The organism is Flavobacterium sp. H122 (genome assembly GCF_004959765.1).
Lineage (GTDB): Bacteria > Bacteroidota > Bacteroidia > Flavobacteriales > Flavobacteriaceae > Flavobacterium.
Genome location: NZ_SJZD01000003.1, coordinates 314,811 through 332,836 on the forward strand (window position 1 = coordinate 314,811; position 18,026 = coordinate 332,836).

Annotated in this window: 13 protein-coding genes; 6 read left to right on the top strand and 7 right to left on the bottom strand. The window is 34.5% G+C overall.

The window, feature by feature from the left end; genetic code table 11:
• Window positions 1-13 precede the first annotated feature (13 nt).
• From EZM65_RS06790 to EZM65_RS15490, 5 genes are all read left to right on the top strand, one after another.
• Entirely contained in the window at window positions 14-1,513 is a 1,500-nt protein-coding gene (locus EZM65_RS06790) for a quinol:cytochrome C oxidoreductase (protein WP_136667800.1), read from the top strand.
• Window positions 1,514-1,532: 19 nt separating this feature from the next.
• Window positions 1,533-2,711 (top strand): cytochrome c oxidase subunit II, encoded by a 1,179-nt coding sequence (locus tag EZM65_RS06795; protein ID WP_136667801.1) that lies wholly within the window; start codon window positions 1,533-1,535, stop codon window positions 2,709-2,711.
• Window positions 2,712-2,742: 31 nt separating this feature from the next.
• Entirely contained in the window at window positions 2,743-4,548 is a 1,806-nt protein-coding gene (locus EZM65_RS06800) for a cbb3-type cytochrome c oxidase subunit I (RefSeq protein WP_136667802.1), read from the top strand.
• Between the two features lie 75 nt (window positions 4,549-4,623).
• A complete protein-coding gene (locus tag EZM65_RS06805; protein ID WP_136667803.1) occupies window positions 4,624-5,310 on the top strand; it encodes a porin family protein in 687 nt (228 codons plus the stop codon).
• Between the two features lie 78 nt (window positions 5,311-5,388).
• A complete protein-coding gene (locus EZM65_RS15490; RefSeq protein WP_169051660.1) occupies window positions 5,389-5,739 on the top strand; it encodes a hypothetical protein in 351 nt (116 codons plus the stop codon).
• Between the two features lie 171 nt (window positions 5,740-5,910).
• Here the strand turns inward: EZM65_RS15490 and rpoN are convergent, their stop codons facing one another.
• The 6 genes from rpoN to EZM65_RS06840 form a co-directional block, all read right to left on the bottom strand.
• The gene (gene rpoN / locus EZM65_RS06815) at window positions 5,911-7,383 is read right to left on the bottom strand and encodes an RNA polymerase factor sigma-54 (protein ID WP_136667805.1); all 1,473 of its coding nucleotides are present in this window, start codon (window positions 7,381-7,383) and stop codon (window positions 5,911-5,913) included.
• Window positions 7,384-7,467: 84 nt separating this feature from the next.
• The gene (asnS, locus tag EZM65_RS06820) at window positions 7,468-8,901 is read right to left on the bottom strand and encodes an asparagine--tRNA ligase (RefSeq protein ID WP_136667806.1); all 1,434 of its coding nucleotides are present in this window, start codon (window positions 8,899-8,901) and stop codon (window positions 7,468-7,470) included.
• Window positions 8,902-9,137: 236 nt separating this feature from the next.
• On the bottom strand, window positions 9,138-9,680 hold the full coding sequence (locus EZM65_RS06825) for a hypothetical protein (protein ID WP_136667807.1): 543 nt from the start codon (window positions 9,678-9,680) through the stop codon (window positions 9,138-9,140).
• Window positions 9,681-9,939: 259 nt separating this feature from the next.
• A complete protein-coding gene (locus EZM65_RS06830; protein WP_136667808.1) occupies window positions 9,940-10,203 on the bottom strand; it encodes a hypothetical protein in 264 nt (87 codons plus the stop codon).
• 150 nt (window positions 10,204-10,353) lie between these two features.
• On the bottom strand, window positions 10,354-10,878 hold the full coding sequence (locus EZM65_RS06835; RefSeq protein ID WP_136667809.1) for a hypothetical protein: 525 nt from the start codon (window positions 10,876-10,878) through the stop codon (window positions 10,354-10,356).
• 9 nt (window positions 10,879-10,887) lie between these two features.
• Window positions 10,888-13,305 carry an RND family transporter gene (locus EZM65_RS06840; protein WP_136667810.1) on the bottom strand — a complete coding sequence of 806 codons (2,418 nt, stop codon included), beginning with the start codon at window positions 13,303-13,305 and terminating at the stop codon, window positions 10,888-10,890.
• A gap of 172 nt (window positions 13,306-13,477) precedes the next feature.
• Here EZM65_RS06840 and EZM65_RS06845 point away from each other — a divergent pair, with 172 nt between their 5' ends.
• Window positions 13,478-15,748 (top strand): cation:proton antiporter, encoded by a 2,271-nt coding sequence (locus EZM65_RS06845; RefSeq protein WP_136667811.1) that lies wholly within the window; start codon window positions 13,478-13,480, stop codon window positions 15,746-15,748.
• On the opposite strand, the gene EZM65_RS06850 is transcribed toward EZM65_RS06845, so the two are convergent.
• Window positions 15,731-17,962, bottom strand: a complete 2,232-nt coding sequence (locus EZM65_RS06850; RefSeq protein WP_136667812.1) for a DUF5686 family protein — start codon at window positions 17,960-17,962, stop codon at window positions 15,731-15,733. The genes EZM65_RS06845 and EZM65_RS06850 overlap by 18 nt on opposite strands.
• Between the last annotated feature and the right edge of the window lie 64 nt (window positions 17,963-18,026).

Consider the following 18,026-nt stretch of genomic DNA (forward strand, 5'->3'; position numbering starts at 1 on the left):
ACGCGATTTAGTTATGTATACATTTTCAAGCAAATTAAGAACCTTATCGTTTATCCTAATGGCATTAGGTCTTTTAGGAATAGGGTATGGTTTTTTCACTGCACCTAAGACTACTGAGGACGTTGAAAAAATATTAGCAGCTGATGCTCATGGCGGACACCATGAAGCAGCAACTGCCCATGAAGAGGCTAAGCATGAAGCTGCGCCTGCTCATGCAGAAGAAAAACATGCAGAAAATACAGAAGTTAAAGATTCTGCTGCTGCATTAGCACACGGATTGGATTCTGTGGCTAAAGATGTGGAAGAAGCGCACACTGAAGTTGCTTCTCACGAAGAAGTTAAACACGAAACTAAAGCAACTGCTCATGCAGAAGGACACGAAACTGTTGCTTCTCATGATGAGCATAAAGAACATGTTGAGCATGTATTTCATCAATTGCAGAATAAGCCTTGGTCAGCATTATATGTTGGAGCTTTATTCATTTTCTTGATTTCTTTAGGTGTTTTAGCATTCTATGCTATCCAATGGGCAGCCCAGGCAGGATGGTCTCCGGCATTGTTCAGAGTTATGGAAGCTATCACAGCTTATTTGGTACCAGGTGGTATCATTGTGTTTGTGTTGTTAGTACTTTCAGGAGTACATATGAATCACTTATTCATTTGGATGGATCCTGCAGTAGTAGCTGAAGATCATTTGATTCAAGGGAAATCAGGTTATTTAAATGTTCCATTCTTCTTGATCAGAGCGGCTATTTTCTTAGGAGGATGGATTCTTTACAGAATGTACACTCGTAAAAATTCAATAGCTTTGGATGAAACAAACGATTTATCATACTATAAAAAGAATTTCAAAGCATCTGCGGCGTTCCTGGCTTTCTTCCTTGTATCTGAGTCTATGATGTCTTGGGACTGGATTATGTCAGTTGATCCTCACTGGTTCTCTACTTTATTTGGATGGTATGTATTTGCAAGTTTCTTTGTAAGCGGTATTACTACTATTGCCTTAATTACATTGTACTTAAAATCTAACGGTTATTTAGATTTTGTTAATAACAGCCACTTCCATGATTTAGCTAAATTTATGTTTGGTATTTCAGTATTCTGGACATATTTATGGTTCTCTCAATTCATGTTAATGTGGTATTCTAATATCCCGGAAGAGGTTACTTATTTCAAAATGAGAATCGAGCACTATAACCTGCCATTCTTTGGTATGGTAGTGATGAACTTCGTATTCCCAATATTAATTTTGATCAACACTGATTTCAAACGTGTGCCTTGGATTATCACAATGGCTGGTATCATAATCTTATGTGGTCACTATTTAGATTTTCACAATATGATTTTCCCTGCAACTGTAGGTGATCAATGGTTCATTGGTGCAGCTGAGATTGGTTCAGTAGCGTTCTTTGCAGGTTTATTTATCTTTGTTGTATTTACTGCTTTAACAAAAGTGCCTTTATTAGCTAAAGGAAATCCATATATAGAGGAAAGTAAACATTTTCATTATTAATATTTAAACAAGAAAACAGATGACAACTTTGTTGGTTCTTATAGTTTTAGTCTTATTATCGATTGCTATCTGGCAAATGACTAAAATTTTCGACTTAACTCAAGTGGGTGGAAAAAGTGATGATTCACAAATTGCTACCGATAATGATAATAATGTTCAAGGATATTTAATGTTTGGTTTTCTTGCATTCCTTTACATTTTCATGATCTACGGATTATTAAAATGGGGACATTTAGCATTAGGTACTCCGGCTTCTGAGCATGGTCCTGATTATGATAACTTAATGAATATTTCATTCGGTATCATTTTCCTTGTGCAGGGGATTACTCAGGTATTATTACACTATTTTGCTTACAAATACCGTGGTGAAAAAGGAAGAAAGGCATTGTACTATGCTGATAATGATAAATTAGAGTTTATCTGGACTATTATACCTGTGGTTGTTTTAGCCGGTTTGATCCTTTACGGTCTTTATACATGGACAAACATTATGTTTGTTGATGAAGATAAAGAAGATGTAATGGTGGTTGAATTATACGCTAAGCAATTTAGCTGGGAAGCACGTTACGCTGGTAAAGATAACGTGTTAGGTAAAGCCAACGTACGTTTAATTGAAGGCGTGAACACTTTAGGTGTTGATGTTAATGATCCAAATGCACAGGACGATATTGCAGTAACTGAACTGCATATTCCTAAAGGTAAAAAAGTATTGTTCAAAATGCGTTCACAGGATATCATCCACTCAGCTTATATGCCTCACTTCAGAGCACAGATGAACTGTGTGCCTGGTATGGTTACTGAGTTTGCATTCAGACCTACTATGACTACTGACGAAATGCGTCAGGATCCTAAAATTGTTGAGAAAGTTGCGAACATCAATAAAATCAGAGCTAAAAAGACGGCTGAGTTATTAGCAGCTGGTAAAGCAGCTTTAGATCCTTATACTTTTGATTATTTATTATTATGTAATAAAATTTGTGGAGCTTCTCACTTCAACATGCAGATGAAAATCGTTGTTGATACTCCTGAGCAATTTCAATCTTGGTTAAAAGAGAAAGGAACTATTGTAGCGGCTGTTAAAGCTGATAAAGATGCTAAAGCAGCAGAAGCAAATCCTAAAACTGAAGCTCCGGCTGAAAAGAAAGCGGATACAACTGTAGTTGCTGAAGCTGTAGATTCTACAACTGTTAAGAAGTAATTAATTAGAAATTAAAATTAAATAGATATATATGGGAGCAGCAGGACATGACCACGATCACGCACACGATCACGATCACGCACACCACCATAAAGATACCTTTATTACTAAATATATTTTTAGTATTGACCACAAAATGATTGCGAAGCAATACCTTATTACAGGTATTCTTATGGGAATCGTTGGGGTTGTAATGTCATTACTTTTCAGAATGCAGATTGCATGGCCTGAGGAATCTTTCGGGATTTTTAAATTCTTGTTAGGTGAAAAAATGGCTCCGGGAGGAGTTATGCGTAATGATATTTATCTTGCGTTAGTTACAATTCACGGTACTATCATGGTATTCTTTGTATTGACTGCAGGTTTAAGTGGTACTTTCAGTAACTTATTAATTCCATTGCAGATTGGTGCAAGAGATATGGCTTCTGGATTCATGAATATGATTTCTTACTGGTTGTTTTTCTTGTCTTCTGTAGTAATGATCAGTTCATTATTCGTTGAGTCAGGACCTGCATCTGCCGGTTGGACAATTTATCCGCCATTATCTGCTTTACCACAGGCTATTCCTGGTTCAGGTACTGGTATGACTTTATGGTTGGTTTCAATGGCTATCTTCATCGCTTCGTCTTTGATGGGTTCATTAAACTATGTTGTAACGGTTATCAACTTAAGAACTAAAGGTATGTCAATGACAAGATTGCCGCTTACTGTATGGGCTTTCTTTGTAACTGCTATCATTGGTATCGTATCGTTCCCGGTATTATTATCAGCAGCATTAATGTTGATTATGGATAGAAGTTTTGGTACTTCTTTCTTCTTGTCGGATATTTTTATCTCTGGTGAAGTTTTACACTATCAAGGTGGATCTCCGGTATTATTCGAACACTTATTCTGGTTCTTAGGACACCCTGAAGTATATATCGTATTATTACCTGCTTTAGGTATTACATCTGAAATTATAGCAACTAATTCACGTAAACCAATCTTTGGTTACCGTGCGATGATTGCTTCAATCTTAGCAATTGCTTTCTTATCTACTATCGTATGGGGTCACCATATGTTTATGTCAGGTATGAATCCATTCTTAGGATCAGTATTTACATTCACTACTTTGTTAATTGCAATTCCATCAGCTGTAAAAGCATTCAACTACATTACTACTTTATGGAAAGGTAATTTACAATTGAACCCTGCAATGTTATTCTCTATCGGATTGGTTTCTACATTCATCTCAGGAGGTTTAACAGGTATTATTTTAGGGGATTCAACTTTGGATATCAACGTTCATGATACATATTTCGTTGTGGCTCACTTCCACTTGGTAATGGGTATCTCTGCATTATATGGTTTCTTTGCTGGTGTTTACCACTGGTTCCCAAGAATGTTCGGAAGAATGATGAACAAAAACTTAGGTTACATTCACTTCTGGGTAACTGCAGTTTGTGCTTACGGTGTATTCTATCCAATGCACTTCATCGGTATGGCTGGTTTACCACGCCGTTACTACACAAACTCAAACTTCCCGTTATTTGATGATTTAGCAGACGTGAATGTTTTGATTACTATGTTTGCTTTAGTTGGTGCGGCTTTCCAATTAGTGTTTATGTGGAATTTCTTCTATAGTATTTTCTATGGTAAGAAAGCGGAACAAAACCCATGGAAATCGAACACATTGGAATGGACAGCTCCGGTTGAACACATTCACGGAAACTGGCCGGGTGAATTACCTACAGTACACCGTTGGGCTTATGATTACAGTAAGCCTGGACACGAAGATGATTTCGTACCGCAAACAACTCCTATGTTGGAGGGTGAAGAAGAATTACATCACGCTTAATTATAAAAAGTTTCTTAAATGCCTCTCGAATTCGGGAGGCATTTTTTATTATCTTTAATCCGAAGTATCGTTTTTATGAAAATAATTTTTATCGTTTTATTTTATTCGGTTTGCCTCGCCTCATTTGCACAGGATATTCCAAATCTTGAAGTTGTAGATTCACTTTATAGAGAAGATCAGTTCTATTTTGGTACAACTTATAATATATTGAAAAATAAGCCTGAAGGGGTGTCTCAAAATTCGTTTTCGGCAGGTTTGAGTGTGGGTTTTTTAAGAGATTTTCCAATAAATAAAAACCGTACGTTTGCAATTGCCCCGGGAATTGGTTTGAGTTATGCTAATTTCAAGCAAAATCTTATTGTATCTGAGTCAGACGGGACTATAAATTATAGTTTGATACCTTCAGATAATGAGTATGACAAGAATAAGTTTTCTTTTACTTCTATTGACGTGCCTTTGGAATTCAGATGGAGAACTTCTACGTTCGAATCACACAAATTTTGGAGAATTTATACAGGTGTTAAAATGAGTTATGTGTTTTATAGCCGTTCCCGTTTTAAGGATAATTCCAATGATTTTGTTATAGTTAACAATCCGGATATAAATAAGTTTCAATATGGTGTTTATATTGCTACAGGTTATAATACCTGGAATATTTATGCCTATTACGGCTTGAGCGATTTTTTTAAGAAAGAGTTAATTTCAGGTTCTGACGGAAAGTTAAGAACCTTGAATATAGGCTTGATGTTTTATATACTGTAAACCAGCGGCAGTATAATTAATTGGGGTATTGCACCTATAATATATCCTAAAAAAAGCTCGGTTTTTGTATGTGCCTTCATGACTAAACGCGAAGATGCCACAAATCCGTTTAAGGCAATTAAAGTGCTTAAAAATGCGATATTTTTAAATCCGAATTTAATACTGCAAAACATACAAAATACAGTTAATGAGGATATTCCCAGCATATGCAGACTAATCTTCCGATGGGCAAAAGCTAACGCGAGTGCTATAGCGCTGCTGAAAATACTGGCCAGAAAGAAAAAGAATAATTCCGGCAGATTTGTAATTGTAAAGCTTTTTGTAATTAATGAAACGCATAAGAGAATTTGTACAAACAATGGTATTTTCCGCTGGGAAACATTGGTAACCATTATCGAATCTATTTTTTTTAATGTTACCAATAAATAGAAACATGCTATCGGGATAAATACCGTAATGATTAATGTTTGTATAATATACAGATAAACAGTTTCATAATTATAATAACCGTTTGTTACCAAAAAATAATACAATACTGCAAACACCGATATAAAAATAGGATGAAAGAGATAAGAAAAAAGGGGCAGTATTTTTTTCAAACTATATCTTTTTACGCATTCTGGCAACAGGAATTTCTAATTGCTCACGGTATTTTGCAACGGTACGGCGTGCAATAGGGTAGCCGCGTTCTTTCAGAATATCAGCTAACTGATCATCAGGAAGCGGTTTGTTTTTGTCTTCTTCCGCTATTACCTGTTCAAGGATTTTCTTAATTTCAATGGTTGAAACTTCTTCCCCTTGATCATTCATCATCGCTTCACTGAAAAAATCTTTTAAAAGTTTTGTCCCATAAGGAGTGTCAACATATTTACTGTTGGCAACACGTGAAACGGTTGAGATATCTAAACCAATCATATCAGCAATATCTTTTAGGATCATTGGTTTAAGTTTAGTTTCATCGCCGTCAAGGAAGTATTCCTGCTGAAAATGCATGATGGCATTCATAGTTACGAATAAAGTCTCCTGACGTTGTTTAATAGCATCTATAAACCATTTGGCTGAATCCAGTTTTTGTTTGATAAACTGAACTGCATCACGTTGTGCATTAGATTTGTCTTTCGAATCCTTATAAGTCTTCATCATATCCTGATAATCCTTGGATACGTGAAGTTCAGGAGCATTTCTGCCGTTTAGGGTTAGTTCCAGTTCATCGTCATTTATACGAATCATAAAATCCGGAACGATATGTTCTGTTATTTTTGAACTTCCTGAAAAAGCTCCTCCTGGTTTTGGATTCAGTTTTTCAATTTCATCGATAGCTTTTTTAAGCTGATCTTTTGAAATGCTGTATTTTTGAAGTAATTTTTCGTAGTGTTTTTTTGTAAAAGCGTCAAATTGTTCGTCAATTATACTTACCGCCAATTCAACAGATTCTGTTGGAGTTTTATGCTTTAATTGTAATAACAGGCATTCCTGCAAATCACGGGCACCAACACCTGAAGGTTCTAATTCATGAATGATTACGCAAAGTATCTTGTTTACTGTTTCTTCATCTGTATAAATAGCTTGAGTGAAAGCCATGTCGTCAACAATATCGGCAATACTTCTGCGTAAATAACCGTCATCGTCAATGCTTCCAACAAGGAATTCGGCAATTTCACGCTGTTCGTCAGTCAATACAAAAGTGTTCAGCTGATTGATTAAATCCTGATGGAAACTTACAGAAGCAACGAATGGGATGTCTCTGTCCTCATCATCATCACTGTAATTGCTTGTTTGTGTTTTGTAATCTGGAGTTTCGTCGTTGCTTAAATATTCGTCAATGTTAATGTCGTTGGCATCAATACTGTCAGAGTCATCAAAATCATCGTACTCGTCATTGTTGTCAAATTCATCTTTTTCAAACCTCTCCTCATCCTCGTTCAAATCACCTTCAAGTGCTGGATTTTCATTCATTTCTTCCATCAGTCGTTGTTCAAAAGCCTGTGTAGGTAATTGAATCAGCTTCATCAACTGAATTTGCTGAGGAGAAAGTTTTTGAGATAATTTTAGGTTTAAATTTTGTTTTAACATTTTTGACTATTCGGTTATTTGTGTATTTGGTTATTTGTAATCTGAGAGAACAAATAACCAAATACACGAATCAACTATTATTTATTAGAATTCAGCGTTTTGTGGTGTTCTAGGGAACGGAATTACATCACGGATATTTGTCATACCGGTAACGAATAATACCAAACGTTCAAATCCTAATCCAAAGCCTGAGTGTACTGCAGTACCAAAACGGCGCGTATCTAAATACCACCATAATTCTTCTTCATCGATACCAAGTGCTTTCATTTTTTCAACCAATACGTCTAAACGCTCTTCTCTTTGAGAACCACCTACAATTTCACCAATCCCCGGGAATAAAATGTCCATGGCACGTACCGTTTTTCCGTCATCATTTAAACGCATGTAAAACGCTTTGATTTTTGCCGGATAGTCAAATAAGATCACCGGTGATTTAAAGTGTTTTTCAACAAGATAGCGCTCGTGTTCGCTTTGTAAATCAGCTCCCCATTCATCAATAAGAAATTGGAATTTTTTCTTTTTGTTTGGAGTCGAATCTTTTAAAATATCGATAGCTTCAGTATAAGAAACACGTTTGAAGTTGTTTTCTAATACGAAGTTTAATTTTTCCAATAAAGTCATTTCACTGCGTTCTGCCTGAGGTTTTTGTTTTTCCTCATCGGCTAAACGAGTTTCAAGGAATTTTAAATCATCTGCACAATTGTCAACAGCGTATTTCACCACATATTTGATGAAATCTTCAGCTAAATCCATGTTGTCAGCCAAATCATTGAAAGCTACTTCCGGTTCAATCATCCAGAATTCAGCTAAGTGTCTTGATGTATTTGAATTTTCTGCACGGAAAGTCGGTCCAAATGTGTAAATCTGTCCCAAAGCCATAGCAAAAGTTTCTCCATTAAGCTGCCCGGAAACCGTCAAGTTGGTTTCAGTACCAAAAAAGTCCTTTTTATAATCTACTTTTCCGTCTTCTGTTCTTGGGGTATTGTCAAAAGGTAAAGCGGTAACTTTAAACATTTCTCCTGCACCTTCAGCATCAGAACCGGTAATGATAGGAGTGTTCACATATACAAATCCTTTTTGCTGGAAATATTGGTGTACGGCAAATGATAAAACCGAACGAACACGCATAATGGCTCCAAAAGCATTAGTACGCACACGTAAATGTGCATTTTCACGTAAAAATTCCAATGAATGTTTTTTGGGTTGCATTGGGAATTTTTCAGCATCACTGTCACCTAAAATTTCAAGTTTTTTTACCTGAATTTCATATTTCTGACCAGCTCCCTGACTTTCAACCAATTCTCCAGTTACAGATATCGCAGCTCCGGTTGTGATTCTTTTTAATGTTGTTTCAGGTGTGTTTTCGAAATCTACCACACACTGAATATTATGAATAGTTGAACCGTCGTTCAATGCTATGAATTGATTATTTCTAAAAGTTCTTACCCATCCTTTTGCGGTTACTTCATGTAATGTCTTCGTGCTGTTTAGTAAGTCTTTAACTTTTGTATGTTTCATCTTAAATGTTAGGATTTAGATTTTAGAAATCAGAAGACCGAAATCTAAAAATACTTTTACTATAATGTGCAAATATAATGGATTTGAACGAAAAGCGAAAGAATAGCTATTCAAGGAATTCTTATTATTTGTCAAAAAATATTTTTTGTGATAAGTGTTTTGTTTTTAACGAATTTGTTTGGTCTGATTTCTCCCGGAGAAAATAATATTTCCTGATTCTGTAAAATGGAAAAAAATTATCGTCTAGGCTGATTTTTTATTGCAGCATTCAGTCTTGCTTCTGTATTCGCTTTAATGGTAGTGATGAATTCTTCGTCTTTTATAAAATCACTTTTGTAAAGGCCTTTGCTGATAAAGGTTATTTTATCCTCATTTAAAAACGAAATACAGATAATTGGCATTTCATAGGAATTAATAGGTTTGATGCCAAAGTTTAAAGTTTTTACTGCTTCATCTGTGCTGACTTCTTTTTTTAAAACGAAATCATAGACAACATAATTGAGAGTATCCTTTCTGTTTAATGTCGCAATTTGTTCTGTGATTATTATCTTATCGGTTTTACTGTATAAATCTTCAGATAAAGTTGAAGCCAATTCTTTGGTGAATTTTATATCATCAATTTGCTTTCTTGAGTGTTTTTTTAATTTTAAATTAGGATTTACTATCGCAGTTTGTGGTCTTTTTATTATTTCATACTTATTTTTTGGATTTTGAATATTCTGGCAATCAGCAATGTTGATGTTGAAAACAAATAATAGGAATAGTATAAGATGTTTCATGATTAATCGGTTTTGGTGATTGGCTGATTTATTCGGGATTCTGTATTTTCTTTGATAAAACTGATAAAATCTTCGTTATTTAAATATTCTGTATCTGAGGTGAATCGGCATACGCAGGTTATTTTATTTTCATTTAGAAATGCAAAGCAGGTAGTTGGTGCTTTATAGCCGTTTATATATTTAATTCCTAAGTTTATGCTTTTTTTTAACTGATTTATGCCTGTTTCTTTTTTCAGAATATAATCATAGACAACATAATTTATGGTGTCCTTTTTTTTAAAACGGCAGTTTCATAAGTGTAGTTTATTCTGTCAGCATTTTCAAAAAAGTCTTCCGAAAGTGTTGCTGCGACAGATTTTGAAAAGCGTAAATTGTATTCTTCAGTTCTGGTAAGTTTTTTTTGGTTTTTATTTATTTTGATATTTCCTGAATCAGTCCTGTTTGTTATTTCATAATTTGTCCCGGTCTGGCAATCTGCATAGTTAAAAACTAGAAAAAATATGGATATGATGAAAGGTTTCATAATCTAAAGCGTGTATTGGTTTTTCAGCTTAAAATTGATTTTAAGTTGCGGTACTTCAATAAAAAGTTTGTTGTTTCTGCTAAAGATAACAATTAATTCAAGTAAATTCTGATTTAAATTGAATCACGGATAATTTTAAACGGTCTGTGCTTATTTCTTCAGAACCAATGTTTTTAATCTTAATTCTGTACTTTCTATAATGCTTTTTGTAAAGTTATCATCTTGAAGGACTTTTGAAGTGAATGAGTTTTCACAAACACAGGTTATTTTATCCAGATTGAAAAAGGAAGAGCAGCTAATTGGCCATTTGTACAGACTAATTCGTTTAATTCCAAAGTTTGATTTTTCCTGCAGTTCTTTAATATCGGTTCCTTTTATCAGAATAAAATCATATACAATATAGTTAATCGTATCATTCTTTTTGTTCGTGGCTGTTTCTTTACTAATAAGTATACTTTTTGTTTTTCCGTACAAAGTTGTGTTGATTTTGGAAGCTAATTCTTTTGAAAAACGCAAATCTTCGACTTCTTTTTTTGAATGTTTTTTTAGTTTTTCATTTGTATTTAAAATTTCTGTAACACTTCGGGATATTACTTCAAAAGCAAAATCAGTTCCGTTCGCCTGACAATTAGCAACAGGTGTAATGAAAAAAAATATAACGATGAAAAATTTCATGTTTTAAAGTTATTGCTTTTTTTCGACAGCTTCAATCTCTTCATCTGTTGCTTCCAGGATGTCAATAATTGGTTCCGGTAATTCTTGTTGGTTGGCCAATGTTTTGTTTAGTGAAAGTACCAATGAAGGTAATAATACCAAATTAGATAACATTCCAAAACTCAATGTTAAAGCAACCAAACCACCAAGTGCTACAGTACCGCCGAAGCTTGAAAGCATGAATACTGAAAATCCGAAGAACAGTACAATAGAGGTGTAAAACATACTAATTCCTGCATCATCAAAAGTAGCAAAAACCGATTTTTTAATTTTCCAGTCGTTGCGGGATAATTCCATCCGGTATTGGGCGAGGAAACGTAAAGTATCATCAACCGACATACCAAAAGCAATTCCGAATACCAGGATAGTAGACGGTTTTAAAGGAATTCCTAAAAAGCCCATTAATCCTGCTGTCATTAATAATGGCAGTAAGTTGGGAATGATTGAAACCAGTACCATTTTAAAAGACCGGAACATGATGGCTACTAAGGCTGCAGTTAACCCAAATGCCATTAATAATGATGAAAGTAGGTTGTCAAGTAGGTATTTTGTCCCTTTTTGGAAAACCGATGGCTTTCCGGTAATTATCACGTCATATCGTGGTGAAGGGAATAATTTGTTTGCTTTTGCTCTGATCTGAGCTTCAATTGCGTCCATTTTTTCACCGTTCTCATCTTTTATAAAAGTTGTGATTCGGGCAAACTGACCTGTTGAATCCACATAGCTTTTCATTAAATTTTCTTTTGAATTTTTCGTTGCATTTTTAGCATACGACAAAATAAAAGCTTGTTCCTGAGCGGTTGGTAATTCGTAAAAATCAGGATTCCCGTTATAGTAAGCCTGTTTGGAATATTTAACCAAATTGACTACTGAAAGAGTTTTTGATAATTCAGGAATTTCGTTGATGGTTTCTTCCAGCTCTTCCATACGTTTAAGAGTGGAAAGTTTCATAACACCTTTTTTGCGTTTGGTGTCAATCATTATTTCTAAGGGCATTACACCGTCAAATTCTTTTTCAAAGAAACGTATGTCATCAAAGAATGCTGTTTTTTTAGGCATGTCTTCAATAATACTTCCGGAAATTTTGATTTTGTGAATACCTATCATTCCTATAATCAATAAACAAACAGCAACTGTGTAAACACCAACTTTGTTGTATTTTACAGTGTTTATAATCCATCTGAAGAAAGCGGTTAAATATTCTCTCTCCAAATGCCCCAAGTGTCTTTGAATAGGAGCAGGAATGTAGCTGAAAAATACAGGTAAAATCAGCATACAAAGAATATAGATTGCTAAGATATTGATAGATGTAATAACACCAAATTCTACCAATAAAGTATTGTTTGTGGCTATAAAAGTGGCAAACCCTAAAGCTGTTGTAAGGTTTGTCATTAAAGTTGCCGTTCCTGTTTTAGTAATAACGCGTTGCAGTGCTTTTGCCTTATTGGCATGTTTGTAATATTCCTGATGGTATTTATTGATCAGGAAAATACAGTTGGGAATTCCAATGACGATTACTAAAGTTGGAACTAATGCGGTTAAAACGGTAATTTCATATCCTAACAGACCTAATAATCCAAAAGACCACATTACGCCTATAATCACTACTAAAAGTGAAATTGTTGTGGCTCTGAAAGAGCGGAAGAAAAAGAAGAATATTAAGCCGGTAACAAGAAGTGCTGCTCCAATAAATAAACCTATTTCATCTATGATGGTTTTAGCATTGAGTGTGCGTATGTAAGGCATGCCCGAGGCATGAATGTCTATTCCTGTTGTTTTTTCAAACTTTTCTATTTCAGGGATTAATGATTCTAGAACGTATTCTTTTCGGATTTTTGTATTGACAATTTTTTTATCCAGATAAACGGCCGAACGGATTGCTCCCGATTTTTTATTGAACAGCAGGCCTTCATAAAAAGGGAGGTTTTCCAATAAATCTTTTTTGACTTTAGAAAGATATTGTTGGTTGTCAGTTTTTGATTTGTCAACTAAGTTGTTCAGGGTAAAAGATTGTACAGAGTCACTTTTCGCCAAGGTTTTTAGATTGTCAGCCGAAATTACCAAATCAACTTCTTTGTGATTTTGTATGCTGGACATCATTTCGCTCCAGGCTTTGAATGCTTTAGGAGTAAAAAGTCGGTCGTCTTTTGTGGCTAAAACAATAAGGTTTCCTTCTTCACCGAATTTGTCAAGGAAATTATTGTAATCAACATTTACTTTGTCGTCAGCAGGGATAAGATTGGCTTCGGTATGTGTAAAACGGATGTGTTTCCATTGTGTAGCTAAAAGTCCGGTTATAAGCACTACAAGGAGTAATATAGTAATTCGGTTTCTTAAAATTATTCGGGCAATAAACTCCCAAAAACCAAGGCTGAGTAATTTCTTCATTTTTTACGAACAAGGGTTACAAAGTTAGCGAAAACCATTAAAACAATTGCTTTTAAGGGTTAAGTTTTAGTGAAAATAAAAAGCAATATTATTTTTTGTTCAATTCTTGCCTGTTCAGTTTTTTATATACAGTTATTTTGTCATATTTGTGAAGCAAATTCAAAAACTAAGAATGAAAAAATTAAAAAACGCTATTTTCTATTTTACTGTTACAGGTTTCTTTACTGCGCTTATGTATTGGGTGGTTGGGCAAGGAAAAGCTTTGGAAATCGGTAGAAAAATTATATCTCCTAATTCTAAAAATACATTATGGAACCAGTTTCTGGAATCATTAATTAATAATTTGCATCATCCGTTAGCGGTTTTGCTGGCTCAGATTATTACTATAATTATAATTGCACGTTTTTTTGGATGGATATTTAAAAAGATAGGACAACCTTCGGTAATTGGTGAAATAATTGCCGGAATTTTTCTTGGACCTTCTCTTGTAGGAATGTATTTTCCTGAATTCTCCCATGTTGTTTTTCCTGTAGAATCATTAGGGAATCTGCAGTTTTTGAGTCAGATAGGTTTGATTTTGTTCATGTTTGTGATTGGGATGGAATTGGATTTAAAAGTTCTGAAAAATAAAGCTAACGATGCCGTTGTAATCAGTCATGCGAGTATAATTATTCCGTTTGCTTTAGGAATGATACTGGCTTATTTTGTGTATCACCGATTTGCTCCCGAAGGAATTGAATTTTTGTCATTTTCACTGTTTTTGGGTATTGCCATGAGTATTACTGCTTTTCCTGTACTGGCAAGAATTGTTCAGGAGAGGGGATTGCATAAAACAAAAATCGGTACTGTCGTGATTACTTGCGCCGCTGCTGATGATATTACGGCCTGGTGCCTGCTTGCGGCGGTTATTGCGATTGTAAAAGCAGGTACGTTTGCCAGTTCGCTTTACATTATAGGTTTGGCAGCAGTTTATGTTGCTTTAATGTTGTTTTTAGTTAAACCTTTCCTGAAAAGAGTAGGTGATTTGTATTCGGGCAGTGATAATTTAAGCAAGCCGGTTGTGGCGATTTTCTTTTTGACATTGATTATTTCTTCTTACTGTACTGAAATAATAGGAATTCATGCATTGTTTGGAGCTTTTATGACTGGCGCGATTATGCCTGACATACCTAAATTCCGTCATGTTTTTATTGATAAGGTAGAAGATGTTTCATTGATTTTGCTGTTGCCGCTCTTCTTTGTTTTTACCGGACTGCGTACGCAGATTGGTTTGATTAATGAACCTTATTTGTGGGAAATTACAGGATATATTATTTTAGTGGCTGTTACGGGTAAGTTCATAGGAAGTGCATTAACGGCCAAGTTTGTGGGTCAATCCTGGAAAGACAGCTTAACCATAGGTGCTTTGATGAATACCAGAGGATTGATGGAGCTTGTGGTTTTGAATATAGGTTATGACTTAGGTGTCCTGACTTCGGAAATATTTACCATGATGGTTATCATGGCTTTGGTTACGACTTTTATGACTGGTCCGGCATTGGACTTAATCAATTTTATATTCAAAACCAAAGATGCTATTGTTCCAGAAATTGAAGAAGCCATTCATAAATTCAAAATTCTTATTTCATTCGGGAATTATGAAAAAGGGAAATCATTGCTTAAAGTTGCCAATGCTTTAACAAAAAAACAAAAAGAAACTTCCGCAATAACAGCTATGCACTTGTCTGTAAGTGATGAAATGCACGGTTATAGTATGGAAGAATATGAAAATGAAACTTTTATTCCAATAATAGAAGAATCGAAAGTGTTAAACAGAGAAATATCCACTATTTTTAAAGCTACTACTGATATTGAAAACGATATTGCCGAAGTTGCTGAAAAAGGGGATTATGATTTGCTGCTTGTAGGTTTAGGAAAATCAATTTTTGAAGGCTCACTTTTAGGAAAAGTAATTGGATTTACAACCAGAATGATTAATCCAGACCGTCTTTTAGATAAACTGACAGGCAAAGAAGGTTTGTTTGCAAATTCAATTTTTGATGAAAGAACCCGTCAGATTATTTCTAAAAATAAAACACCGCTTGGTATATTGGCTGAAAATGAACTGCATTCCCTGGATAAAATCTTTGTTCCTTTCTTTAATTCCGAAGACGCCTTTTTGATAGATTATATTCAGAAGTTTGTTTTTAACAATAATTCTAAAATCAATGTGGTTGATGTGAACAATCAAATTGAAAACAACTATTTGATTAAAAATGCTGTTGCGGCTTTGGATAAGGATCATCCGGACAATATTTCCATAGTTCATCAAAACAATGTAAACCAGTCTTTTCTTGTGAAGCAGGATTTGATGCTTGTGAGTCTTGAAAGCTGGAAAAAACTTGTAGCAACTAATAATCTTTGGTTGAGTAGTTTGCCTTCGGTATTAATTATTAAGCCCTAAATTTATTTGAAGACTCAGCTTTACAGCTATGTTGTCTTCAAAATTCGGTAACTGATTTGGACCATATCTATAAAAAGCTGTAAAACCAAGCCCTTTATAGATTTGGTTCATTTCAAAACCTGATTCGTAAAAACCTTTTTCAAGTGTTTTAAAAACAATGTCGCTGTGTCTTTCTTTATGCTTCAAATCACCTATACCATATCGTGAAACAAGACAAAAGACAGGTTTGATCTGTCGGTTAATCTCCCATTTCGGGAAATAGTGTTTTAAATGGATATAAGCATATTTATCAGAGAAGAACTCATTAAAAAACATAGTTTCAAAACTATCCCTGCCTGCAAAAGTAATACGCTGAATAATTTTGTCTTTGTTTAAATTGTTGGGAGAGTGGTTGTATAAATGCGTTATAGGAACATCTCCGAAAGCTCTTCCAGCTTCAAACAACAGGCTGATTTTATGATTTGAATTGAATTTTTTCTGATAATCAAAACGGAAATCGATTTTACCGAAATCAAAATCATTTGCCATCATACCTGAAACTGTTTTTGTTATCTGAAAGGTGAATTTCGGGTAATTTTTACTGTACTCGATTCTGCCGTTAGGGGTTTGCATATATTTGCTGAACGGATTCCATTGAAGTGAAAAGGTAAGCAGTGACGCGTTGAAATTCGAATAGATAGTGTTGTTTAAGCTGTAAAAGTAATTGAATCTGGGGTCAATATGACTCTGACTTAATTGCAGCATAGCCTCAGTTTTTGGGATAATCTTCGACTCTATATAACCCCTCCAGGTTTCGTGGTTGTAAAATGTATTTAGGTTAAAAGGTCTTGGATCATAAATTTTGAAGGTTCTTTTGTCTATTTCCAGGGCTGTATTGGCAATTTCAGACAGATCGTCTTTATATCCAATTCCCAGCCAGGTTTCTGAAGCTTTGTTTAAATTGACCGAAGTTGTAAGGGAACCTTTAAAAGTTCCGTCTTTTGTTCCATAGGCAAAATAGCCTTCAGTTTTAAAAATTTTAAAGAGTTTTTCGTTTGTTACCCCACCCACTCCTAAGCGAAAGCCTTCGTAATTATTGTAGCGGATTAAATACCGCAAATCAAAGTCAAAAAAGCCAACAGGATAGTAGCCCTTAATTATTTTCCGGCCTATTTTAATTTTGTTTTCTATACGTTTGGCCTCAATCAGACTGTCCATCGACACATAAGTGGTGTTGCTTCTTACATCTGTCGTGTCATTGAAATAGTTGTACCAAAGTTCTTCTTTTCTGTTAATAGCTTTTTCCGGAATTTCTATTAAAAATTGTTTGTTTTGAATGGATTGATTGCCAAAAGAGACTTGTGAAAATTTTGTAGTTGATAATATCTCAATAAAATCTGTAGCGTATTTTTTGCCTAAAGGGTTGTATTTAATGTCTGTTTCATCAAAAGAAATGGTTTCTCCCAATATTTTTATCGGATACTTATTACCGCCTTTCTTTATGGTAAGTTTTATTTTTGAAGGAAACCAATTGTGAATTTCGTCATTCCAAACCATTTCATGGATGGATGAGATGTTTAATTTTCCCGAAGTTTTAAGTTCTGCTTTTGCAATACTGAATTTTTCTTCATCAATGTATAAGCGTCCGCTTAAATTAGTGTGTTTTCTGATTGTTTTGGGTTTAAATGAAACAATCGTAATGTTTCTTGAGCCTAAGATTGTTTTGTTTTCTATTGTGAAATTGTAATCTTTCAGTCCCTTTTCAGAAATTGGATTTATATATTCCTTTTCGGCTATTTTAAATTTTCTTTTGTACAGAGAAAAAGGAGACAGCTCGAGAGCAAAGTATTCATAGATAGGTTCTTTGAACCCCGCCATTTTAGTTGATATGATTTCTTCTTTTAAAAAATCATCGGTTTTTGAGAGAGAAGAGATTTTTTCTGTCTGATATAGATGCTGCTTTGCGATTATTTTTTTGAATTTATAATCAGATGAATCTATTTCTTTAATTATTTTAATTCCTTTTTTTGTTTTATAAATTGTGTCAATATGCCCAACAGACGAGTTTGGGTCTGCGGTTATTATCAGTTTGCTGTAAGAAGTTAAATTGAAATTGTCAGGTTCGTTTTTTGCTTTATCAGCAATGATTTTTTTGATAAAAGCTTCGGGAGATTGTTGACTGTAAGTAACCGCTGTACTTAATATAAAAAAGAGCCAAAATTTAGTTTTTATCATTCAAGTATATTTTCAGTCTTCAAAGATAGATAAAATTAAAAAATCTGCCCGAAGCAGATTTTTT

Coding starts and splice junctions, on each gene's coding strand:
- EZM65_RS06840 (WP_136667810.1), bottom strand. CDS start 13,305: ATGAAGAAATTACTCAGCCTTGGTTTTTGGGAGTTTATTGCCCGAATA.
- asnS (WP_136667806.1), bottom strand. CDS start 8,901: ATGAAACATACAAAAGTTAAAGACTTACTAAACAGCACGAAGACATTA.
- EZM65_RS06790 (WP_136667800.1), top strand. CDS start 14: ATGTATACATTTTCAAGCAAATTAAGAACCTTATCGTTTATCCTAATG.
- EZM65_RS06795 (WP_136667801.1), top strand. CDS start 1,533: ATGACAACTTTGTTGGTTCTTATAGTTTTAGTCTTATTATCGATTGCT.
- EZM65_RS06835 (WP_136667809.1), bottom strand. CDS start 10,878: ATGAAATTTTTCATCGTTATATTTTTTTTCATTACACCTGTTGCTAAT.
- rpoN (WP_136667805.1), bottom strand. CDS start 7,383: ATGTTAAAACAAAATTTAAACCTAAAATTATCTCAAAAACTTTCTCCT.
- EZM65_RS06830 (WP_136667808.1), bottom strand. CDS start 10,203: ATGAAACCTTTCATCATATCCATATTTTTTCTAGTTTTTAACTATGCA.
- EZM65_RS06825 (WP_136667807.1), bottom strand. CDS start 9,680: ATGAAACATCTTATACTATTCCTATTATTTGTTTTCAACATCAACATT.
- EZM65_RS06845 (WP_136667811.1), top strand. CDS start 13,478: ATGAAAAAATTAAAAAACGCTATTTTCTATTTTACTGTTACAGGTTTC.
- EZM65_RS06805 (WP_136667803.1), top strand. CDS start 4,624: ATGAAAATAATTTTTATCGTTTTATTTTATTCGGTTTGCCTCGCCTCA.
- EZM65_RS06850 (WP_136667812.1), bottom strand. CDS start 17,962: ATGATAAAAACTAAATTTTGGCTCTTTTTTATATTAAGTACAGCGGTT.
- EZM65_RS15490 (WP_169051660.1), top strand. CDS start 5,389: ATGACTAAACGCGAAGATGCCACAAATCCGTTTAAGGCAATTAAAGTG.
- EZM65_RS06800 (WP_136667802.1), top strand. CDS start 2,743: ATGGGAGCAGCAGGACATGACCACGATCACGCACACGATCACGATCAC.